The sequence below is a fragment of the Chryseobacterium gambrini genome (assembly GCF_900156825.1).
In the GTDB taxonomy this organism is placed as follows: domain Bacteria; phylum Bacteroidota; class Bacteroidia; order Flavobacteriales; family Weeksellaceae; genus Chryseobacterium; species Chryseobacterium gambrini.
Genome location: NZ_FTOV01000001.1, coordinates 285,688 through 305,446 on the forward strand (window position 1 = coordinate 285,688; position 19,759 = coordinate 305,446).

General features: G+C 36.3%; 17 protein-coding genes. 13 read left to right on the top strand and 4 right to left on the bottom strand.

Features of this window, described 5'->3' with window-relative positions; genetic code table 11:
- Positions 1 to 543: 543 nt before the first annotated feature.
- Both BW951_RS01340 and BW951_RS01345 read left to right on the top strand, forming a co-directional pair.
- Positions 544 to 984 (top strand): GPW/gp25 family protein, encoded by a 441-nt coding sequence (locus tag BW951_RS01340; RefSeq protein WP_076390131.1) that lies wholly within the window; start codon positions 544 to 546, stop codon positions 982 to 984.
- A 24-nt stretch (positions 985 to 1,008) separates the two neighbouring features.
- Positions 1,009 to 2,883 (top strand): type VI secretion system baseplate subunit TssF, encoded by a 1,875-nt coding sequence (locus BW951_RS01345; protein ID WP_076390132.1) that lies wholly within the window; start codon positions 1,009 to 1,011, stop codon positions 2,881 to 2,883.
- A 214-nt stretch (positions 2,884 to 3,097) separates the two neighbouring features.
- On the opposite strand, the gene BW951_RS01350 is transcribed toward BW951_RS01345, so the two are convergent.
- The 3 genes from BW951_RS01350 to BW951_RS01360 form a co-directional block, all read right to left on the bottom strand.
- Positions 3,098 to 3,397, bottom strand: a complete 300-nt coding sequence (locus tag BW951_RS01350; RefSeq protein ID WP_076390133.1) for a putative quinol monooxygenase — start codon at positions 3,395 to 3,397, stop codon at positions 3,098 to 3,100.
- Between the two features lie 662 nt (positions 3,398 to 4,059).
- Positions 4,060 to 4,740: a type 1 glutamine amidotransferase domain-containing protein gene (locus BW951_RS01355; protein WP_076390134.1), complete on the bottom strand. Its 681-nt coding sequence runs from the start codon at positions 4,738 to 4,740 to the stop codon at positions 4,060 to 4,062.
- A 754-nt stretch (positions 4,741 to 5,494) separates the two neighbouring features.
- Entirely contained in the window at positions 5,495 to 6,067 is a 573-nt protein-coding gene (locus tag BW951_RS01360) for a Crp/Fnr family transcriptional regulator (RefSeq protein WP_076390135.1), read from the bottom strand.
- Between the two features lie 530 nt (positions 6,068 to 6,597).
- Between BW951_RS01360 and uvrA the strand changes: the two genes are divergently transcribed.
- The 6 genes from uvrA (at position 6,598) to BW951_RS01395 (ending at position 12,715) form a co-directional block, all read left to right on the top strand.
- On the top strand, positions 6,598 to 9,429 hold the full coding sequence (gene uvrA / locus BW951_RS01365; protein ID WP_076390136.1) for an excinuclease ABC subunit UvrA: 2,832 nt from the start codon (positions 6,598 to 6,600) through the stop codon (positions 9,427 to 9,429).
- Positions 9,430 to 10,232: 803 nt separating this feature from the next.
- Positions 10,233 to 10,637 (top strand): hypothetical protein, encoded by a 405-nt coding sequence (locus tag BW951_RS01375; RefSeq protein ID WP_076390138.1) that lies wholly within the window; start codon positions 10,233 to 10,235, stop codon positions 10,635 to 10,637.
- A 145-nt stretch (positions 10,638 to 10,782) separates the two neighbouring features.
- Entirely contained in the window at positions 10,783 to 10,917 is a 135-nt protein-coding gene (locus BW951_RS01380; protein WP_076390139.1) for a bacteriocin-like protein, read from the top strand.
- Between the two features lie 392 nt (positions 10,918 to 11,309).
- Entirely contained in the window at positions 11,310 to 11,822 is a 513-nt protein-coding gene (locus BW951_RS01385) for a DUF421 domain-containing protein (RefSeq protein ID WP_076390140.1), read from the top strand.
- Between the two features lie 2 nt (positions 11,823 to 11,824).
- Positions 11,825 to 12,319 carry a GNAT family N-acetyltransferase gene (locus tag BW951_RS01390; RefSeq protein WP_076390141.1) on the top strand — a complete coding sequence of 165 codons (495 nt, stop codon included), beginning with the start codon at positions 11,825 to 11,827 and terminating at the stop codon, positions 12,317 to 12,319.
- A gap of 111 nt (positions 12,320 to 12,430) precedes the next feature.
- A complete protein-coding gene (locus BW951_RS01395; RefSeq protein WP_139326071.1) occupies positions 12,431 to 12,715 on the top strand; it encodes a hypothetical protein in 285 nt (94 codons plus the stop codon).
- Between the two features lie 203 nt (positions 12,716 to 12,918).
- Here the strand turns inward: BW951_RS01395 and BW951_RS01400 are convergent, their stop codons facing one another.
- On the bottom strand, positions 12,919 to 13,233 hold the full coding sequence (locus BW951_RS01400) for a DUF4286 family protein (protein WP_076390143.1): 315 nt from the start codon (positions 13,231 to 13,233) through the stop codon (positions 12,919 to 12,921).
- Between the two features lie 147 nt (positions 13,234 to 13,380).
- Here BW951_RS01400 and gyrA point away from each other — a divergent pair, with 147 nt between their 5' ends.
- The 5 genes from gyrA (at position 13,381) to BW951_RS01430 (ending at position 19,754) form a co-directional block, all read left to right on the top strand.
- Complete coding sequence (gene gyrA, locus BW951_RS01405) at positions 13,381 to 15,972, top strand: DNA gyrase subunit A (protein ID WP_076390144.1); 2,592 nt, start codon at positions 13,381 to 13,383, stop codon at positions 15,970 to 15,972.
- 33 nt (positions 15,973 to 16,005) lie between these two features.
- On the top strand, positions 16,006 to 17,043 hold the full coding sequence (locus BW951_RS01410) for a tetratricopeptide repeat protein (RefSeq protein ID WP_076390145.1): 1,038 nt from the start codon (positions 16,006 to 16,008) through the stop codon (positions 17,041 to 17,043).
- A 580-nt stretch (positions 17,044 to 17,623) separates the two neighbouring features.
- Positions 17,624 to 18,460 (top strand): 1,4-dihydroxy-2-naphthoyl-CoA synthase, encoded by an 837-nt coding sequence (locus BW951_RS01420; protein WP_076390536.1) that lies wholly within the window; start codon positions 17,624 to 17,626, stop codon positions 18,458 to 18,460.
- Positions 18,461 to 18,533: 73 nt separating this feature from the next.
- Entirely contained in the window at positions 18,534 to 19,463 is a 930-nt protein-coding gene (menA, locus tag BW951_RS01425) for a 1,4-dihydroxy-2-naphthoate octaprenyltransferase (protein WP_076390147.1), read from the top strand.
- Positions 19,464 to 19,472: 9 nt separating this feature from the next.
- Positions 19,473 to 19,754 carry a hypothetical protein gene (locus BW951_RS01430; protein ID WP_076390148.1) on the top strand — a complete coding sequence of 94 codons (282 nt, stop codon included), beginning with the start codon at positions 19,473 to 19,475 and terminating at the stop codon, positions 19,752 to 19,754.
- Positions 19,755 to 19,759 lie beyond the last annotated feature (5 nt).

Here is a 19,759-nt window from a genome sequence, read left to right on the forward strand (position 1 = left end):
AAACCTTTAAAAATGTTTAAACTCACAGAACTTCTCCGTTATTTACAAACAGCCCTGTTTTAAACCTCCGGAGTTCTCCGGAAGTCTCCCGCAGTTTGCAGGAAACCACAGAACTTCTCCGTTGATTACAAACACCCCTGTTTTAAATCTCCGGAGTTCTCCGGAAGTCTCCCGCAGTTTGCAGGAAATCACAGAACTTCTCCGTTGATTACAAACAACCCTGTTTTAAATCTCCTCAGTTCTCAGGAAGTCGTACATGAATATTGTAGACAACTGATCCTTAAATTCTAAGGCTCTAAAAATTCCCCTCCTTCGGAGGAGTGGCAAAAATTTCAACGAAATTTTTGACGGGGTGGTTTAAAATCAAAAATCTATTTGATCTTTTATTAATTCATGTAATTTCAAGCCAATGCCTATTTAAAAAAGAAAAATTTAAACAATAATCAATACTATTATCTCCTTTTTTTCCTTAAAAATGATTAATTTGGTAGTATATTTCAAAGAATTGAGTTCAATGAAGTAAAAAATTAAGAAGGAGAAATCATGGACACACCAAATTACAGAATGCCTTTTGTTCCGTCGACCTTAATGACGGAAGGAGGAAGCATAGAAACCTGCGATATGGGAGAAAGCATCGCGCACAATATTATGCTGCTTATCACCACCAAAAAAGGCGAAAACAGATACGACGAAAATTACGGAAACGACGTCTGGAACCTTGAATTCGATAACGGCATTACAAGCGCAGTCTGGGAAGCCGTTTTCATCAAAAGCCTCAAAAGACAGATTCAGGAATATGAACCCAGAATCGTTCAGCCGCAAATCGATGCACACATCCAGATCGTAGAACACAGCTACGACACAAAAGAACATACCGAAATCAAAAAAAAGGTAAAAATCGCCATCAATGCCAAAATGGAGCATTCCGGAGAACGTTTCAGCTTTTCTACAGAGCTTTTCCTGAGCCCGATGTCGATTGATTAAATTCTATAACCACCACCAAATCCTATGAATTTAGAACAGAATATTTATTCCAAAGAATCCGTAAAAGCGAGGATGCTTCAGAATGCCACGAAAGTATGGGGATTGAAAAGTCCGCAGTCTCTTGATCCGTTCGTTAAATTATTAATTGACGCATTCAGCACGGAAGTATTCAAAGCGAACAACGAAATACAGACCGTTAACGCCAGAATTTTAGAAAAACTGGCAAAATTATTAACGCCTTCCATTTATACACATCCGATTCCGTCTCATGCGATTGCGTTTACGCAACCTTATGAACCGTCTGAAATTTTATTTGAGCATACCGAGTTTTTCTTTAAAAAACAGATGACTTCCACCATAAAATCAGAATCGGACAAGCAGATCAATATTCCTTTTACGCCAATCGGAAATATAAGAATCAACAAAATACAGACCGCCATCATGTTTGTAGGAAATACCTGCTACGGAATCGATGACCGGCTGAATAAAATTCCCATTGCAAGATTTCAGGGAAGACCGGAAGATTACCGTAAAGTCACCATAGGAATTGACGTATCAAAATATTCAAACGAAACTTTTCCTAAAAATGTAAGCATTTACTGCTCAAATCCTGCTTTTGAACATCTTGATTTTACCTATAAACTATTGCCCTACATTACGGTTGCTTCCAACGGAAATCCGTTATTTGTAAAAGAAGGTTTAACTTATTACAAAAACAATCAGGCAGAAGGATATGAGCAGATGTTCCGCGAACAGTCTATTCAGAATAAAATTATTGAAGACATTAAAAGTGTGTATCATCATAAATTCATTGAGATTTCCGGACTTTCAACCTCATTATTTTCAGAACCGGGACAGCTTCCTGAAAATCTCAGCTATGTAGATTATAAAGAAGAAATTGCAAAATACATCGACGGAAAACGGTATCTGTGGCTTACTTTCGAGTTTCCGCCACAATTTTCTGCTGAAATTCTGGATAATTTTTCTTTTGTTTTAAATGCTTTCCCGATCTATAACCGCGGCTGGAAAAAAACGGAATACAGCTTAGACATTATGGGAAACAATATTCCTCTCGTAACGGATGAAGGTGAACATTTTCTGTATGTAGATGAAGTTCAGGATGGTGACGGAAGAAAATACACCGAAATTCCTTTCACCCCGAATGATGATCTCCGAAAAGGTTTATACACCGTAAGAAAGGGCGGAATGGAGCGTTTTACAAACAGAAATGCAGTTGATATGATTGCCAATGTTCTTGAACTGACGAGAGACGAAATTGCAGCTTTCTCTTTACTGAACCGGGATAACGTGAAAGGTGTTCTTAGCGAAATGTCAGACAAAATGAAATCCATGGTTCAGAAAGTAAACAATGCCAAGCGGAGCATTAAACAGGAGCTGAACTATGTGATTATGGAACCGGTTGATAAAACAGATCACACCTATGCTTCATTCTGGATCACGCATTCTACATTAGCCAATCATATGCGTCCCGGTACGGAACTTTCCAATCAGTTGAAATCACAGACGCTGGTTCTTTTAACGGAAACGATCGGCGGAGCGGAAGAGCAGAAGGGAACCGACAGTATTCAGGCTTATAAATATGCTTTAACCACAAGAGATAAGATCATTTCTCTGGAAGACGTGAAAAACTATTGCCGAATGGTTTTAAAAGACGAACTGAAAGAGGTGAAAGTGACACGAGGAACCATGATCAGCAATAAACCGAAAGAAGGATTCATCCGAACGGTTGAGGTAGAAATTATTCCGCAGAATTATTCTTTCTACGGAAGAGCTTATTGGGAAAATATGGCGAATGTTTTAAGAAACCAGATTATTTCCAAAGCCATCGACGGAATTGAATATCTGGTAAAAGTAACGAATGAAGATTCGGATTTTTAGTGATTGTTTAGGATATTCTCAATAAAAATGGATGAATTCTCAGACGATCTTAGGATGACTTAGCGAAATCTTCAGCATATTTATTTGAAGGAATATAAAAGCAGTTAGTATTAGAATCCTGTCATCCTGAGCTTGTCGAAGGATCTCCAGCTAAATAATAAAAGTTTCGGGCAAACCTTTGTTTTGCCCGAAACTTATTAAAAAAAACTACTATTTAAAATAACTGATCCATAAGAATCACTTCTCTGTTTTCCAGTAAAGGAACAATCTGTTCGGCTACAACTTTCTGGTAATGCTCAGAATTTTTATGGAATTCCACCGCATCGGCATTCTGATATCCTTCAAACAATACCAAAGTATGATCGTCAGATTTGCTTTGATGTACTTTATAGAAAAGATTTCCTTCTTCCTGCGAGCTTTTTTCCGCAGCCTGTTTCAGCAAATCCAAAACGACACCCAGTTTTCCTTCTTTTACCTGCCACTTGGCACAGATATATACCGCTTTTTGATCCATTTTCTTATATTTTTTTAATTATTTAAACACGTTGTGCAATTTGAATTCCTGTATTTCTAAAATAAGTAGAACGCCTTTGTTGATCTTATTCTCAAATTGTTACAATTATTTTTTGTCTTTCTTTGCGATTCAATTATCGCGAAATTATGTCAAGAGCCAGCCTGAATATTAAGTCTGTTTACACTTTTATTTAACCACAAAAGTCACAAAAGATCTACTAAATTTTTTATTTAAAGTTGATCATTATCAATGAAAAAGATCACAATAGTTTTTAAAAATCTTTGATTTTTATTCTTTTGAGCGCTTTAATTATTCTGAAAATTAGCTTTATGATTATCTTTTGAGCCTTTTGTGGTTAATTCTGAAATTAGTTTAAACTTTTTAATAAATATATTCTTGTTGGAAGACGCAGGATTTTTATTAATCTCAAATCTTTAAGGCGCAAGAAAATCAAAGATTTTCAATAAGGATTGATGCTTAATTTTATCGCAGATAAAATCTTTGCGCCTTTGCGATATTTATAACGATTAAGTTTTTTAAGCTAATAAGCTAATTCCTTAATGGTAAAAATAAATTATAGATTTAAACAGAGCCTAACTCTTACAATAAAAAGATCTCCAATAAAGATAAGCAAAAGCATTCCCAAATGCACAAAAGATGGCTTAAGCTTTTTTAGCTTCCAAAAGAGCCACAATTTTTTCTCCTACACCTTTTGCAGAAGCCGGATTTTGTCCGGTCACGATATTTCCGTCGGCAATGCTGTTTGCAGACCACGGTTCTGCTGCATGGAAAATCGCACCCTGCTCCGTTAAGGCAGTCTGAAGATCAAAAGCAACATCCGCTTTTGCATAACTCTCTTCTTCCGCAGTGCTAAATGCAGAAATATTCTTACCATTTACCAGATAACTTCCGTCGCTTAATTTTACATTCAGAAGCGAAACGGGACCATGACAAACCGCTCCCACAACACGGTTGCTTTCATAAAAATCGGCAAGTACTTTTTTAAGTTCCGGAGCTTCCGCCATATCCACCATCGGAGCCAGACCTCCCGGAACAAAAACGGCATCGTAATTAGAAGTATTTACCTCAGAAAGTTTTTTTGCATTGTGCATATCTTCCCAGCCTTTTCCCGTTAAAAATTTTAAATTATCAGCATCGTCTGCTAAATTTAAAGCATCCAGAAACGGAGATTCACCGGTTAAACTGGCAAAATCGATCTGGTAACCTGCATTTTCAAACTCTGCATAAGGATGCGCCACTTCAGGCAGGAAAGTTCCTGTTCTTTTATTGTTCGGACCGATAGAATTTGCGTTGGATACAACGATTAATACTTTTGGATTCATGACATTCAATTTTGTTTGTTAAAAATATTTTGTTTGATCTTTCTGAAATTGTTTGAATTTCTACAGCAAATGTATGCCGATCCAATGCTTCGTTCGAAGGACTGAAGTCACAAAAAAAGTGTGATCCAAATCACACTTCTGCATTTTATTCTATTGGTTTATGATTTTATTGGGAGCTTTTTCCCGCTTTCCGTTACAATTCCTCATTGCGCGGCTCCGCTTCGCTTCGCCGCTCCATTGCGGGATTTTCTCTTCAATCGGGGCTATGGCGGAAGTTATTCTTTTCAATATCTGAAACAATATGCATAAAGTCTGTCTTTAATATAGTATTTAATTTATTAGTGCTCTTTGTGCAAAAAGATTAGTGTCATTAGTGTTTAAAAAGATTGCTTCGTCACTTATAGATCTTTACAGAATGACAAAAATACTGTAAATGCATTCGAGAAAGGATAAACAATTTACATTGAAAAAAAATCTGCGTAATCTGCACAATCAGCGGGAGACTATCAAATAGATTCTTCATTTCATAATGCTTCGCAAAATTTCAATCAGAATGACATGACTCGTTAAGATTTTGCTGGGTGAAAAGAATTGTTAACAATTATTAATTGTTTTATCTTTCGTTTCGTATTCGCAGTGTCACTCTGAGCCTGTCGAAGAGTCTCTTATTATCTTTATTACTAAGATCCTTTCAGGATGACAAAAATGCTGCAAATGCATTTCATTAAGATTTTCTGAATAAAAAATTTAAAAACTACTTATTGGTATTAGAATACAGTCTGCTTAAAGTTTCCCTGCTTACGCCGAGATATTCTGCGACATATTTTTTAGGAACTTCCGAAATCAGATCGGGATATAATCTTACAAATTCTTCGTAACGCTGTTGCGGTGTTCCCGACAAAAGCATCATAATTCTCTGCTGAAGCGCAATATAACCGTTCGTTAATTTAATCCTGAAGAAATGATCCATCTTATGAAGATCTGCTGCCAGTTTATTTCTTCCTTCAAGGGTAAGACTTACCACTTCACCTTCTTTCAGGCATTCAATAAACATTTTGGAATTTTGCTGTTTAAAAAATCCTATATAATCGGACATCCACCAGTCTTTTTTGGCAAACTGCAGAATGTGTTCTTTGCCATTTTCATCAATATAAAACACCTTATAGATTCCGTCAAGAACAAGAAATTCGTATTTCACTTCGTCTCCGTCGTGGATCAGGAACTGGTTTTTACGGACTTTTCTTAAAGTGAAAAAAGTTTTGACATATTCAAACTCTTCGTCTGTAAGCAGTGTAATGGCTTCGATATGTTCTCGCAGTCGGTTCATGATAATGCTTTATCCGGTGTAAAAGTAATTAAAATTCTGAAGAATCTGCTTGACTTTCCCATACAGAAACTGCAAGTCTGTTTAAACTTTTATTTAACCGCAAAAGTCACAAAAGATCTACTAAATTTTTTATTTAAAGCTGATCATTATCAATGAAAAAGCTCACAATAGTTTTTAAAAATCCTTGATTTTTATTCTTTTGAGCGCTTTGATTATTACAGAAATTCGCTTTAACATGATCTTTTGTCCCTTTTGCCGTTGATTCTGAAATTAATTTAAACAAATTTTGCTTTAAAAAGACTGATCTTTTATTGTGAAAAATTACAATAAAAGATCAGAGATTCATGAAGAGTAAATTTTTTGTGGTACAGTTGTTATAATAATTTTCTAAGACCATTAAAAAAACAAATGGCTTCCGAATAATTTCGCATCATTTTTGTAAGGATAAACTAACACTTTTTAACACTGAAAATTGCCAAAATTTCCGTAATTTTGCACATCGTGATTTTCAGGTAAAATCACCCCAAATTATGAGTAAATCAACAGAATATATAGAAGTTTACGGCGCACGTGAACATAATCTTAAAAACATCAATGTAAAAATTCCTCGCAACGAGCTGGTCGTGATTACAGGACTTTCGGGAAGCGGAAAATCTTCATTGGCTTTTGATACGATTTTTGCGGAAGGACAGCGCCGTTATATCGAAACGTTTTCTGCGTACGCAAGACAGTTTTTGGGAGGTCTGGAGCGTCCCGATGTCGATAAAATTGAAGGATTGTCTCCTGTAATTGCTATCGAACAGAAAACCACAAACAAAAACCCGCGTTCTACGGTAGGAACCGTAACGGAACTGTACGATTTCCTTCGTCTTTTGTTTGCCAGAGTTTCTGATGCGTATTCTCAAACCACAGGAAAAAAACTGGTAAGCTACACCGAAGAACAAATTTTAGAAACCATCAAAGAAAATTACAAAGGCGAAAAAATCATGCTGATGGCGCCTGTGGTAAGATCCAGAAAAGGACATTACCACGAACTTTTTGTGCAGATGGCAAAAAAAGGATACGGACAGGCAAGAATAGACGGTGAACTGCAGGATATTGAATATGATCTGAAACTCGACCGTTATAAAACCCACGATATCGACATCGTCATTGACCGCTGGATTATCGGGGAATCTGCTTCCGAAGCGAGAATGGAAAAATCTCTTCGTACGGCGATGGAAATGGGAGAGGGACTGATCGGAATTCAGAAACTGGGAACGAAGGACATCGAATATTTTTCTAAAAATTTAATGGATGCCGAAACCGGTCATTCACTGGCTCTGCCGGAACCGAATACGTTTTCTTTCAACTCTCCGAAAGGAAGCTGCCCGAGCTGTAAAGGTTTGGGAACCATCAAGAAGATCAATACAGATTATTTTGTTGAAAATCCGAAATTATCTATTAATCAGGGAGGTTTATTGCCATTGGAAGATTTAAAGTCTAATAAATGGGTACTTTCTCAGATCAAAAATATCTTGGAAATTTTCGGATTGGGAATGGCAACTCCGATTCAGGATATTCCGGAAGAAGCGTTAGACTATATTTATAACGGCTGTCATAAAGAATTCAACAAAGATTTAAAATACGCCGGAATTACCAAGAAAATCAAAATCAGCTTTGACGGTCTGATTCCTTTCATGGAAGAAATTATCGAAGAAAGGGAATCTTACGAAGCGATTCTGCTGGAAAGACATTTCACCACGGAAGAAACCTGTCCGGAATGTAAGGGAACCCGTCTTCAGCCTTCAAGTTTAAGCTTTAAAATCGACGGAAAGAATATTGCTGAGGTAAATGCTTTAAGCTTGATTGATTTAAAAGACTGGCTTGCTGATGTTAAGGATAAATTTTCTGAGAAAAATGCCATCATTGCGCACGAGATTTTAAAGGAAATTGAAACAAGGCTTCAATTCTTATTAGACGTTGGTTTAGATTATTTAAGCCTGAGCAGAAGTTCAAAAACACTTTCGGGTGGAGAATCCCAAAGAATTCGTCTGGCTACGCAGATCGGTTCTCAATTGGTGAATGTTCTCTATATTTTAGACGAGCCTTCGATTGGGTTGCACCAGAGAGACAATGAAAGATTGATTAATTCTTTAAAAAATCTTCGGGATATCGGAAATTCTGTTCTGGTGGTAGAGCATGATAAAGACATGATTCTGGAAGCCGATGAGGTTTTGGATATCGGTCCGAGAGCCGGAAAATTTGGCGGAGAAATTCTATGGCAGGGAAAACCGAAAGATCTGATAAAAGCAGATACAATTACGGCGCAGTATATTAACGGAAAAAGAAAAATCGAAGTTCCTGCGGAAAGACGTAAAGGAAACGGAAAAAATATCATTTTAAAAGGAGCAAGCGGAAATAACCTGAAAAATGTAACGCTGGATATTCCTCTGGGAAAACTGGTTGTGGTTTCGGGGATTTCGGGAAGCGGAAAATCGTCGCTTATCAACGGAACATTGTATCCGATTTTAAATAAACATTTTTACAGGGCGGTTCAGGAACCTTTGCCGTACAAAAAAATTGAAGGTCTTGAACACATCGATAAAATTGTAGATGTAGACCAGACTCCGATCGGAAGAACGCCGCGCTCGAATCCTGCAACCTACACCGGAATGTTTACCGACATCCGAAATCTGTTTGCAGAATTGCCGGAAAGTAAAATCCGAGGTTACAAACCGGGAAGATTCTCTTTCAACGTAAAAGGCGGAAGATGCGAAACTTGTCAGGGAGGCGGTTTGAAAGTGATTGAAATGAACTTTTTGCCGGATGTGTACGTTCATTGTGAAACCTGCAACGGAAAACGTTTCAACAGGGAAACTCTTGAAGTGCGTTACAAAGGAAAATCGATTTCCGATGTATTGGATATGACGATTGATGAAGCGGTGGAATTTTTCCAGCCGATTCCGAAGATTTTTGCGAAGGTGAAAACTCTGCAGGATGTCGGTTTGGGTTATATTACGTTGGGACAGCAGTCGACCACGCTTTCTGGAGGAGAAGCACAGCGCATCAAGTTAGCCACAGAACTGGCAAAAAGACAAACCGGAAACACGTTATACATTCTCGACGAACCCACAACAGGACTGCATTTTGAAGATGTAAAAATCTTAATGGATGCGATTAACCAGTTGGTAGAATTAGGAAACTCTTTCATCATCATCGAGCATAATATGGATGTGATCAAATTAGCCGATCATATCATCGACGTTGGTCCGGAAGGTGGAAAACACGGCGGACAGATCGTTGCGCAGGGAACGCCCGAGGAAATTGTGAAATCGAAGAAAAGTTTGACGGGGAAGTTTTTGAAGAGGGAGCTGGAGTAGTAGAATATTAACTTAATAATATAAAGGAATTTGTGAATGCAGATTCCTTTTTTTATTTTTAAAAGCTAATTTTAAACATAAATGAAAAAACTAATTATCTTTAATTTTATTATTCTTCTGTTACTTAATTCAATTCTTACAGCAAAAGAATTTATACTCTCCTTTTATTCAGGATCCAAATATGAAGATTTTACATATATAAAAATGGAAACTGAAGGGACTCTTGGTTTTGGTGTTTTCAGAATTTCAATTTATTGGCTCCTCTATTTTCTATTATTTTCTTTAATAAGTGCTTATATTTTTAAATATCTAAAAGCAAAATTAAAAAAGATATGGATTTTGCTGATATTGACATTATTTCAAATTTTTCTTTGCTATTTAGTTAATAGACTGATTCTAACAAATATTTTCGAATTTTTCCAATTTGAAAATCTCTTTGTAAGTTTTTTCTTTATATTCTTTTTTTGGTATTTAACCATTTATAAATTCTCAAAAGTTAATAATTGAGTGCTTAATAGACCAACGAAAATCATTAATATCAAAAAAAACAAATGTTAGGAAAATTAAAAATAAATGTTTCTAAGTAAAGGATTTGAAAAGAATTTGGATGAATAGTGATCATTTTTCCCCTCCCAATATTAAATTTTCAAAAATTTTTAAATTTTATTCAACTGAAAACCAGTAATTTAAATTCTAATGTTAACTCAATGTTAACTCAATGTGAAATTATTGTAAATTATTTTATATATCTTTGGTAAAGAAATAGTAAATAAGTTTAATATAACATTTAAAACCAAAGAGTTATGAAAAATAAAATTCAGATATTAATCGCTTCAGTTTTCGTTTGTGGATTTGCAACAGTAATGAACATGGCAAAAGCACAGACAGCAAACAACAATACCATTCAGGAAGTACAGTTGAATAAGAATGATGCTTTCAATGAAATAAGAAATCTATTGATGGCGAATTTTGACTTTACCAATCAGGATTATAAGCAGGGAATTGTAAACTCGGAAGTGAAATTTGATATTGCAGAAAACGGAAAAATTGTAAATGTTCATTCTAAAGGAGACTGCAAGAACGTAAGCAAAGAAATTGAAAACGTTTTAAGCAAACTTCATTACAGAGTAGACAGCAAAAAATTAAACGAAAATATGATTGCTTCAACCTACGTCATGCCTGTAAGAGTGGATATTAACAACAGATAACATTCATAAAATCTTTTATACTGAGCCATACAACTCCTGTATGGCTTTTTTATTTTAGGTGTAAATAATGAAAATTTTAAATATAAATTTGTAATAACTACGAAAAATATTCGTTATAAATTTAAATCAGCAAAATTAAAACAATATGAAAAATTTGAAGAAGCTAAACAAGACAGATCTGAAATCAGTAAACGGTGGACAGCCGAAACAATACTGCGTTTTCTGCGAAAGAATCAACAAGCTTGTTTGCAGTGAAGCTCAGATCTCACAATGTCCTTAACAATTCAGACCGCTTTTTAGAAGGCGGTTTTTTTATACTTCAAAAATTTTTAACACTAAGTTCGCAAAAGTTATTTTGAAATCATTGAAAATATTTTTTGTTCGCAACGGCGTTCTTCTCAGCAAATGATAGCTGAGTCTATTGATTTTTTTTTAATCGAGCAATTTTTGTTCTTCAAAAGACTTGTAAAATGAACGTTCTTAAGATAGCGTTCCTACGGAACGCCGAACATCTTGCGATAAGATTTCTAACAGATAAATTCCATAGAGTTTTCTACCTTTTTGTTTTAACAGCTTCAGCAAATGCCCTTTGAGTAAATCTAAACTTTTTATTTCCAGCTTCTCAAACAGACGGTAAAAATTTATACATTTGACAGTATAATAAAAACTGTTGTGAATCCCATTTTAGATGTTGTTCTGCGTTCTCTCTGTGTTTATCTTTTCATGGTGATCGGAATCCGTGTTTTCGGGAAGAATCAGCTTTCGCAGCTTAACGCGGGAGATGTTGTTCTGCTGCTCCTGATTTCCAATGCTGTTCAGAATGCCATGGTAGGACAGGACACCTCGCTTCAGGGAGGTTTAATTGCTGCTCTGGTTCTTTTTGCGGCTAATTTTACCTTAAAAAGATTCATGTTCAGAAGTCCTGCTTTTAAAAGCTTCATGGAAGAAGATCCCGTTATCCTTATTAAAGATGGAGTAGTAGATGAAAAAGCTTTAAATAAAGTAAAAATAACTTCCGATGAACTGGAAGAAGCAGTGAGAGAACACGGTGTCGGAGGTTTCGATGAGGTAAGACTTGCTGTACTGGAAGTGGATGGAAACATCAGTGTGGTTTCTGAGGATAACAAAAGCAAACAGACCCATTATTCCAGAATTAAAAGAAAAAACAAACGAAAATATCATTAGCCATGAACTACGAGCTTAGAGAAATGCTTCCGAAAGATGAAGCCAGAGTTTTAGAAATTTTCAGACAGGGAATCGAAGGCGGAAAATCAACCTTCGAAACAACCGTTCCGACTGCCGAAGCATGGAATATGGATTATTATAATGACTGCCGCTGGGTTTTGGAAAATGAAAACAACGAAGTTGTTGGCTGGTGCGCGCTGAAACCCGTTAGCAAAAGAGAAAGCTACAAAGGAGTTGCTGAAGTAAGTGTGTATTTCGATAATGATTATCAGGGAAAAGGATTAGGCTCTGTTTTGCTAAAAAAGATGATTCTCGACAGCGAAGATCACGGCTTCTGGACATTGCAGGTGAATATATTTCCCGAAAACGAAGGCGCTCTAAAAGCACATCAGAATAACGGCTTCAGGATTGTGGGAACAAGAAGGAAAATAGGAAAACTTAATGGTGAGTGGAAAGATGTTATTATGCTTGAAAGAAGAAGTGAGACTGTTTTTTAACATAAAAAATACTAAAGTTTCTTAAATGTTCACATAAAAGCAATGATAAATAATTATTGGCATTCAGATTGTAATTTTTCATGATGTAATTTGAAAAATATATTTATGAAGATGCTGACTAAAATTTTGGGACTATTCCTGATTGTTTTTTCTTTCGCGTACTATAATGCCACACCTCTGCAAAGAGGTCATGGACGAGGGCACGGACACGGACATGGTCCTAAAAAACATTATTACCATGGTCCGCACAGACCCCATTACAGAACAGTGGTCTATCACAGACCTCCGAAACGTTATTATAAGAAACATCATTACAGACCTGTAAGACGGACGTATTATGCTCCAAGACCGCAGAGAGTCTATCACAGCAGACCTGTTGTTATTGTTAATTTATAAAAGGTATAAGCATTGAAAACTTTCAGTGCTTTTTTATTTTACAGATGTTAAGCTTTGACAAATCGTTCATTTTCTTACCACATTTGATTTTTGAAAGCAAATCTATTAAAAAAGAATTTTAATAATATACATAAAAAAGGCTGTAACGATAGTAATACAGCCTTCTTTTATTAAATCTCAACCTAAATCTAAATCTCAACCTTTTAAAGCCTCGATTTCTTAGGATTCAGAAAAGTATTGAAAATCATGACTTCCTGTCCGAATTTTGCTTCAATTCTTTCTGCGATGTTCTCCATTTCGCTTTTAATGAAATCTTCCCTAAGTTCATCATTGTCAAAAATCAGAAGAAGATTGTAGTTTTTTCCTTCTTCAATATAGTCGCTGTGTACTTCAGATAGGATATATTGGTTAACGTCCATCAGATTTTCCGTCATTAAAACCAGGGTCTCATCCATATAATTTTCCCATTTTTCAAGATTATTTTTTGTGCAATGGAAAGTTATACTTAATATGCTCATATTTTATGAATTTTTAAGATTCTGTAGATAAATTTTACGGCAAAAATCGGCAAATTTTTCGTAAATTAGCCCGTTAATAAAAATACAAAAAAAATAATTTTCAGACGTATAGCTAAGGGTCTGACTATCATTATAATAAAATTGTTTATGCAAAAAGAAGGAGAAAGACTGATTCCTATCAACATTGTTGATGAAATGAAGTCATCTTATATCGATTATTCGATGTCGGTTATCGTTTCGAGAGCGTTACCTGATGTAAGAGATGGCTTGAAACCCGTTCATAGAAGAGTACTTTACGGTATGTATGGATTAGGGGTTTTTTCTAATCGAAAGTATTTAAAATCTGCGAGAATTGTTGGAGACGTTTTAGGTAAATATCACCCGCACGGAGACTCCTCTGTATATGATGCAATGGTAAGAATGGCCCAGGACTGGAGCTTGCGTTATCCGCAGGTAGACGGACAGGGTAACTTCGGTTCCATGGACGGAGATCCGCCTGCAGCAATGCGTTATACAGAAGCAAGACTGAAAAAAATCTCTGATGAGGTGCTTTCGGATCTGGATAAGGAAACGGTAGATTTTCAGAATAACTTCGACGACAGTTTACAGGAACCGACAGTTTTACCTTCAAAAATTCCGAATCTTTTAGTTAACGGAACTTCCGGTATCGCGGTAGGGATGGCAACCAATATGGCTCCGCACAATTTGTCTGAGTCTGTAGATGCGATCTGCGCTTATATCGACAACAGAGAAATTACGATCGATGAATTAATGCAGCACATCATAGCTCCGGATTTTCCTACAGGGGGAATTATCTACGGATACGACGGGGTGAGAGATGCGTTCCATACAGGTCGTGGCAGAGTAGTTCTGAGAGCAAAAGTAGCTTTTGAAGAAATCGGAAACAGAAATGCAATCATCGTAAACGAAGTTCCTTATCAGGTGAACAAAGCGGAGATGATTGCAAGAACTGCGGAACTGGTAAAAGAAGAGAAAATTCCGGGAATTTACGAAATCAGAGACGAGTCAGACAGAAGAGGTCTTCGTATTGTTTATGAACTGAAAAATGATGCGATTCCGAATGTTGTCCTGAACTTACTTTATAAATATACATCACTTCAAACCTCTTTCAGTGTAAACAATATTGCATTGGTTCACGGAAGACCCGAGCAGCTCAACTTAAAAGACATCATTCATCATTTCGTAGAGCACAGACATGAAGTAATCGTAAGAAGAACTCAGTTTGAGCTTAGAAAAGCCAAAGAAAGAGCTCATATTCTTGAAGGTTTCATGAAAGTGATCGGTTCTCAGGATTCTTTAGATAAAGCGATTTCAATCATCCGTCACTCTGCCAATCCGCAGGCTGCAAAAGAAGGATTGATCGAAGCTTTCGAACTTTCTGAAATTCAGGCTCAGGCAATTCTTGATTTACGTCTTGCACGTTTAACAGGAATGGAGCTTGATAAGATCCGTGATGAATATGATGCCATCATGAAAGAAATTGCAGACCTGGAAGATATTCTGGCAAACGAACCAAGAAGATTCCAGATCATCAAAGATGAATTAATTGAAGTTAAAGAAAAATACGGAGACGAAAGAAGAACCGAAATCGATTATTCAGGTGGTGAAATGTCTATCGAAGATATCATCCCGAATGAATCTGTAGTTCTTACGATTTCTCACGCAGGATATATTAAGAGAACTTCTCTTTCTGAATACAAAATCCAGAGCAGAGGAGGTGTAGGAAATAAAGCGGCAACTACAAGAGATGCAGATTTCCTTGAATATATTGTTTCGGCAACCAACCACCAATATATGCTCTTCTTTACCGAAAAAGGAAGATGTTACTGGTTAAGAGTATTTGAAATTCCGGAAGGCTCCAAAACAGCAAAAGGAAGAGCGGTACAGAACCTTATTAACATTGAACCGGACGATAAGATCAAAGCTTACATCAGAACCAATAACTTAAAAGATTCTGAATATGTAAACCAGATGAGCGTTGTGATGGTAACGAAAAACGGAACCATTAAGAAAACTTCGCTGGAAGCATATTCAAGACCAAGAGTAAACGGGGTAAATGCTATTGAGATCAGAGATAATGACCAGTTGTTAGGTGCTTATTTAACGAATGGTACATCACAGATCATGATCGCTACGAAAAACGGTAAATGTATCCGTTTCCCTGAAGAAAAGGTAAGAGAAGTAGGAAGAGGATCTATCGGAGTTCGTGGTATTGCCATGGAAGAAGACGATGAAGCAATCGGTATGATTGTTGTAAATGATGTGGAGAAAGAAACAGTGCTTGTGGTATCCGAAAAGGGATACGGTAAGAGAACAGCCGTAGAAGATTACAGAATTACCAACAGAGGAGGAAAAGGAGTTATCACGCTGAATATCACTGAAAAGACGGGAAATCTTATTGCCATTCAGAATGTAACAGATGAAGACGGATTGATGATCATTAACAAATCGGGAGTTGCCATCAGAATGGGAATGGACGAAATGAGAGTGATGGGTAGAAATACACAGGGCGTAAGACTGATCAATCTTAAAAAGAATGACGAAATTGCTGCGATTGCAAAAGTAGAAATGGACAAAGAAGTAGAAGAAGAATCTGAAGAAAATGAGGAAGGGGTTGTAGGAACGCTATTTGATAATCAGGAAGACAATACAGATGCTCCTCAAGCTGAAAATGAAAATCCGGCAGAGGAAACTGAGAATTCTGATTCGGAAGAATAATTAATATTGTACAATTAATATAAAATAGTGATTATGAAAAAGCTAATTTTAGGGATAGCTATCGTGGCATCTGCTTTTGTTTTTGGACAAAAAGAAGATACTAACGCTAAACTTCAGGAAGCTAATAAAGTTGCAATGGATGCTTATAATGCAAAAAACTATGCAGCGGCAGCGCCTAAGTTTATGGAAGTTTACAACTTGTTGAAAGCTAACGGACAGGACAATAAAGTATATATGTATTACTCAGGATTGAATTATGCGTTAGCAAACGATATTCCTCAGGCTACAAAAATATATACAGACTTGATCAGTTCCGGCTATACAGGTGTTGAAACCACTTATACGGCAAAAGACAACAAAACAGGTCAGGTTGCCAGTTATGATAAAAATACCTGGGAATTATTAAAGAAAACATCATCAAAAGACTATTCAGATTTTAAAACGGAAAAGTCTCCAAGTGTTGAGCAGGATTTATATGAAACTTTAGCCACTTTATTAATCAATGCAAAGAAAAACGATGAAGCTTTAGCATTAATTGAAAAAGGACTGGCTAAATTTCCGAACAGCTCAAAACTGAAAGAATATCAGGGAAGTGCACTGTATGCATCAGGAAATACAGAAAAGTTCATGGCAAATTTAAAGGAACAATTGGCTAAAAACCCTAATGATGCGACCAACTGGTACAATTTAGGAGTTCTTCAGGCAAAAGATCCTGCAATGTCAACAGAAGCCATCGCTTCTTTCCAGAAAGCCATCGAATTAAAGCCTGATTTTGCTAATGCGTATCAGAACTTAGTATACACTGTAATCGGAGACGATGAAAAAGCTGTATCTGAAATCAATGCATTAAGAAAAACAAAACCGGACGATGCTACAAAATTAATTGAAGCAAGAAAAGAAAGGTTTACAAAAGCAATTCCTTACGGGGAAAAATGGCTTCAGGCATTACCAAACGATATTATAGCTGTTCAGGTAATGAAGGATGTGTATAATACATCTAAAAATACAGCCAAGTATAATGAAATGAAAGCTAAAGAAGCTGAATTGGCAGCAAAACAGCCTGCAAAATAATTTCAGATCTTTCATTAAATATAAACCGGAACATTTTTGTTTCGGTTTTTTTTATTCAGTAGAAACAAATATTTTCTTGCTTTAGTAATGTAATATTAGATATCTGTCACTCTGAAAGAAGCGAAGCGTATTGAAGAATCTGTTTCTATTGCCCAAATTCATTCTTCAAAAAAAAATGGGCTCTGCATTAAAATAATTTTAGTTTCCAAATATTCATCATCCAATTTGGCTTAGCCAAAACTGTCTATTTAGTATTAAATTTCTGTTATTCATAAAGAAGCATCTGTAGTGAAAAATCTATTTTTTATTGTTGAGATTCTTCCTTCGTCAGAATGGCAAACATGATGTATTTTCCTGTAAAAATATTCTCAGTCAATCTGCGCAAATCTCAAAAATCTGCGGGAGGAAAAAGAACTCCATTATGTATTGATTATCTAATTTGGTTTAAAAAACTTTGCATTAAAAAGTTTCAAGCATCAAAAACAGCTAATATCCGAACCAAAATTCCCAAGATTTATCATCAAAAATCAATGTTAAAATTCTCTGCAATTCCGTATCTTTGAGAAAAATTTTTACAAAAATGATTGAGTGGAAAACCGCTAAAGAATACGAAGATATTACATACAAAAAATGTAATGGGGTAGCAAGAATTGCTTTCAACAGACCGGAAGTTCGTAACGCTTTCAGACCAAAAACAACTTCAGAATTATACGATGCTTTTTATGATGCTTATGAAGATCCGAAAATTGGAGTAGTGCTGCTTTCAGGAGAAGGGCCAAGTCCGAAAGACGGAGGCTGGGCATTTTGCAGTGGAGGAGATCAGAAAGCAAGAGGACACCAAGGATATGTAGGAGAAGACGGAAGACACCGTTTAAATATTCTTGAAGTTCAGCGTCTCATCCGTTTTATGCCAAAAGTTGTAATCGCGGTAGTTCCGGGTTGGGCTGTTGGTGGAGGACACTCTCTTCATGTGGTTTGTGATCTTACTTTAGCAAGTGAAGAACACGCAATTTTCAAACAAACCGATGCCGATGTTACCAGTTTCGACGGTGGTTACGGATCTGCTTATCTTGCAAAAATGGTAGGACAGAAAAAAGCCCGTGAAATTTTCTTTTTAGGAAGAAATTATTCCGCTCAGGAAGCTTTCGAAATGGGAATGGTAAACAAAGTGGTTCCTCATGCAGAACTGGAAGATACAGCCTATGAATGGGCACAGGAAATTCTTGCAAAATCTCCGACTTCCATCAGAATGCTGAAATTTGCCATGAATCTTACAGACGACGGAATGGTTGGGCAGCAGGTTTTCGCAGGTGAAGCAACACGTTTAGCATACATGACAGAAGAAGCAAAAGAAGGAAGAAATGCATTCCTTGAAAAAAGAAAACCAAATTTCGGAGACGATCAGTGGATATCTTAATTATAAGTAATTGGCAATGAGTAATGAGCAATAAGAACATTACTTATTCCCAATTACTCATTACTTATACATTATGAAAGATTGGATAAAAGCCGCAAGGCTTAGAACGTTGCCGCTGTCACTCAGTGGAATTATTATGGGAGCTTTCATTGCAAAATGGAGGCTTTATGGTGAAGGCGGAATCTGGGACTGGAGAATTTTTGCTTTGGCATTAGTCGTAACTTTATTATATCAGATCCTTTCAAACTACGCCAATGATTACGGAGACGGAATTAAGGGAACCGATGCCAAAAGAGCGACAGAAGCAGAAGCAAGAGCAGTAGCCTCAGGAAAAATTACGGCAAAACAGATGGGAAATGCAGTTATTCTTTTCTCCGTTTTATCTTTTATAGCAACAGTAGCCCTTTTATATGTGGCGTTTATTCCCAATTATATGAATGAATTTTACATATTCATCGGTTTGGGAATCTTGAGCATTTTAGCGGCAATTGGTTATACGGTGGGTAAAAAACCTTACGGATATATGGGATTGGGAGATATTTTTGTATTTATTTTCTTCGGTCTTGTTTCTGTCTGCGGAAGTTATTTCCTGTTTACCAAATCGTTCAGTTGGGATATGTTGTTACCCGGAACCGCAATCGGAATGATGAGCATGGCTGTTCTGAACCTTAACAATATGAGAGACATTGAAAGCGATAAACAATCAGGGAAAAACAGCTTTGCACTGAGAATCGGCTTCAAAAATGCAATGATTTATGAAATGATTCTTTTACAGCTTCCTCTGATTTTAATTTTGTTGTTCTTAGGAGTCAATGGTTTTTTCCAGACTCAGAATTACAAAGTGTTTATTGTGATGATCTTAATGATTCCCTTGATGAAAATCAGAAGAAAGATTATGGCCGTAAAAAATCCGAGAGAACTGGATCCTTTCCTGAAACAGGTAGGAATCATGACCTTTATGATTGCGGCTCTTACCGCTGCAGGACTTAATCTGTTTGGTTAAAATAATAATATGACCGCTTTAAAAATTACATCCTGTTTATCCGTAGCAGCAGCATTCATTATAATTTACAGTTTAATTAATGAAATGCAGGATGGGGCGTCTTTCTCAGAGATTGCCTTTCTGCCATTTTTAATCCTGATTGCTGTTTTGGCAAACGCGGTTATGGCGGTGCTTTTTTTAGCAGGAAAAATAAAGCTGATAAAGGAATTCCTTATTATCCAGATTTTTATCTTGATGCTTACCGGCTTCATAATATTTCAGATTTTATTTAATTCAACAATTTCAGACTAAATCAA

What these genes read in the sequence shown, in the direction of transcription:
- BW951_RS01340 (WP_076390131.1), top strand. Translation starts at nt 544, where the DNA reads ATGGACACACCAAATTACAGAATGCCTTTTGTTCCGTCGACCTTAATG.
- BW951_RS01345 (WP_076390132.1), top strand. Translation starts at nt 1,009, where the DNA reads ATGAATTTAGAACAGAATATTTATTCCAAAGAATCCGTAAAAGCGAGG.
- BW951_RS01350 (WP_076390133.1), bottom strand. Translation starts at nt 3,397, where the DNA reads ATGGATCAAAAAGCGGTATATATCTGTGCCAAGTGGCAGGTAAAAGAA.
- BW951_RS01355 (WP_076390134.1), bottom strand. Translation starts at nt 4,740, where the DNA reads ATGAATCCAAAAGTATTAATCGTTGTATCCAACGCAAATTCTATCGGT.
- BW951_RS01360 (WP_076390135.1), bottom strand. Translation starts at nt 6,067, where the DNA reads ATGAACCGACTGCGAGAACATATCGAAGCCATTACACTGCTTACAGAC.
- uvrA (WP_076390136.1), top strand. Translation starts at nt 6,598, where the DNA reads ATGAGTAAATCAACAGAATATATAGAAGTTTACGGCGCACGTGAACAT.
- BW951_RS01375 (WP_076390138.1), top strand. Translation starts at nt 10,233, where the DNA reads ATGAAAAATAAAATTCAGATATTAATCGCTTCAGTTTTCGTTTGTGGA.
- BW951_RS01380 (WP_076390139.1), top strand. Translation starts at nt 10,783, where the DNA reads ATGAAAAATTTGAAGAAGCTAAACAAGACAGATCTGAAATCAGTAAAC.
- BW951_RS01390 (WP_076390141.1), top strand. Translation starts at nt 11,825, where the DNA reads ATGAACTACGAGCTTAGAGAAATGCTTCCGAAAGATGAAGCCAGAGTT.
- BW951_RS01395 (WP_139326071.1), top strand. Translation starts at nt 12,431, where the DNA reads ATGCTGACTAAAATTTTGGGACTATTCCTGATTGTTTTTTCTTTCGCG.
- BW951_RS01400 (WP_076390143.1), bottom strand. Translation starts at nt 13,233, where the DNA reads ATGAGCATATTAAGTATAACTTTCCATTGCACAAAAAATAATCTTGAA.
- gyrA (WP_076390144.1), top strand. Translation starts at nt 13,381, where the DNA reads ATGCAAAAAGAAGGAGAAAGACTGATTCCTATCAACATTGTTGATGAA.
- BW951_RS01410 (WP_076390145.1), top strand. Translation starts at nt 16,006, where the DNA reads ATGAAAAAGCTAATTTTAGGGATAGCTATCGTGGCATCTGCTTTTGTT.
- BW951_RS01420 (WP_076390536.1), top strand. Translation starts at nt 17,624, where the DNA reads ATGATTGAGTGGAAAACCGCTAAAGAATACGAAGATATTACATACAAA.
- menA (WP_076390147.1), top strand. Translation starts at nt 18,534, where the DNA reads ATGAAAGATTGGATAAAAGCCGCAAGGCTTAGAACGTTGCCGCTGTCA.
- BW951_RS01430 (WP_076390148.1), top strand. Translation starts at nt 19,473, where the DNA reads ATGACCGCTTTAAAAATTACATCCTGTTTATCCGTAGCAGCAGCATTC.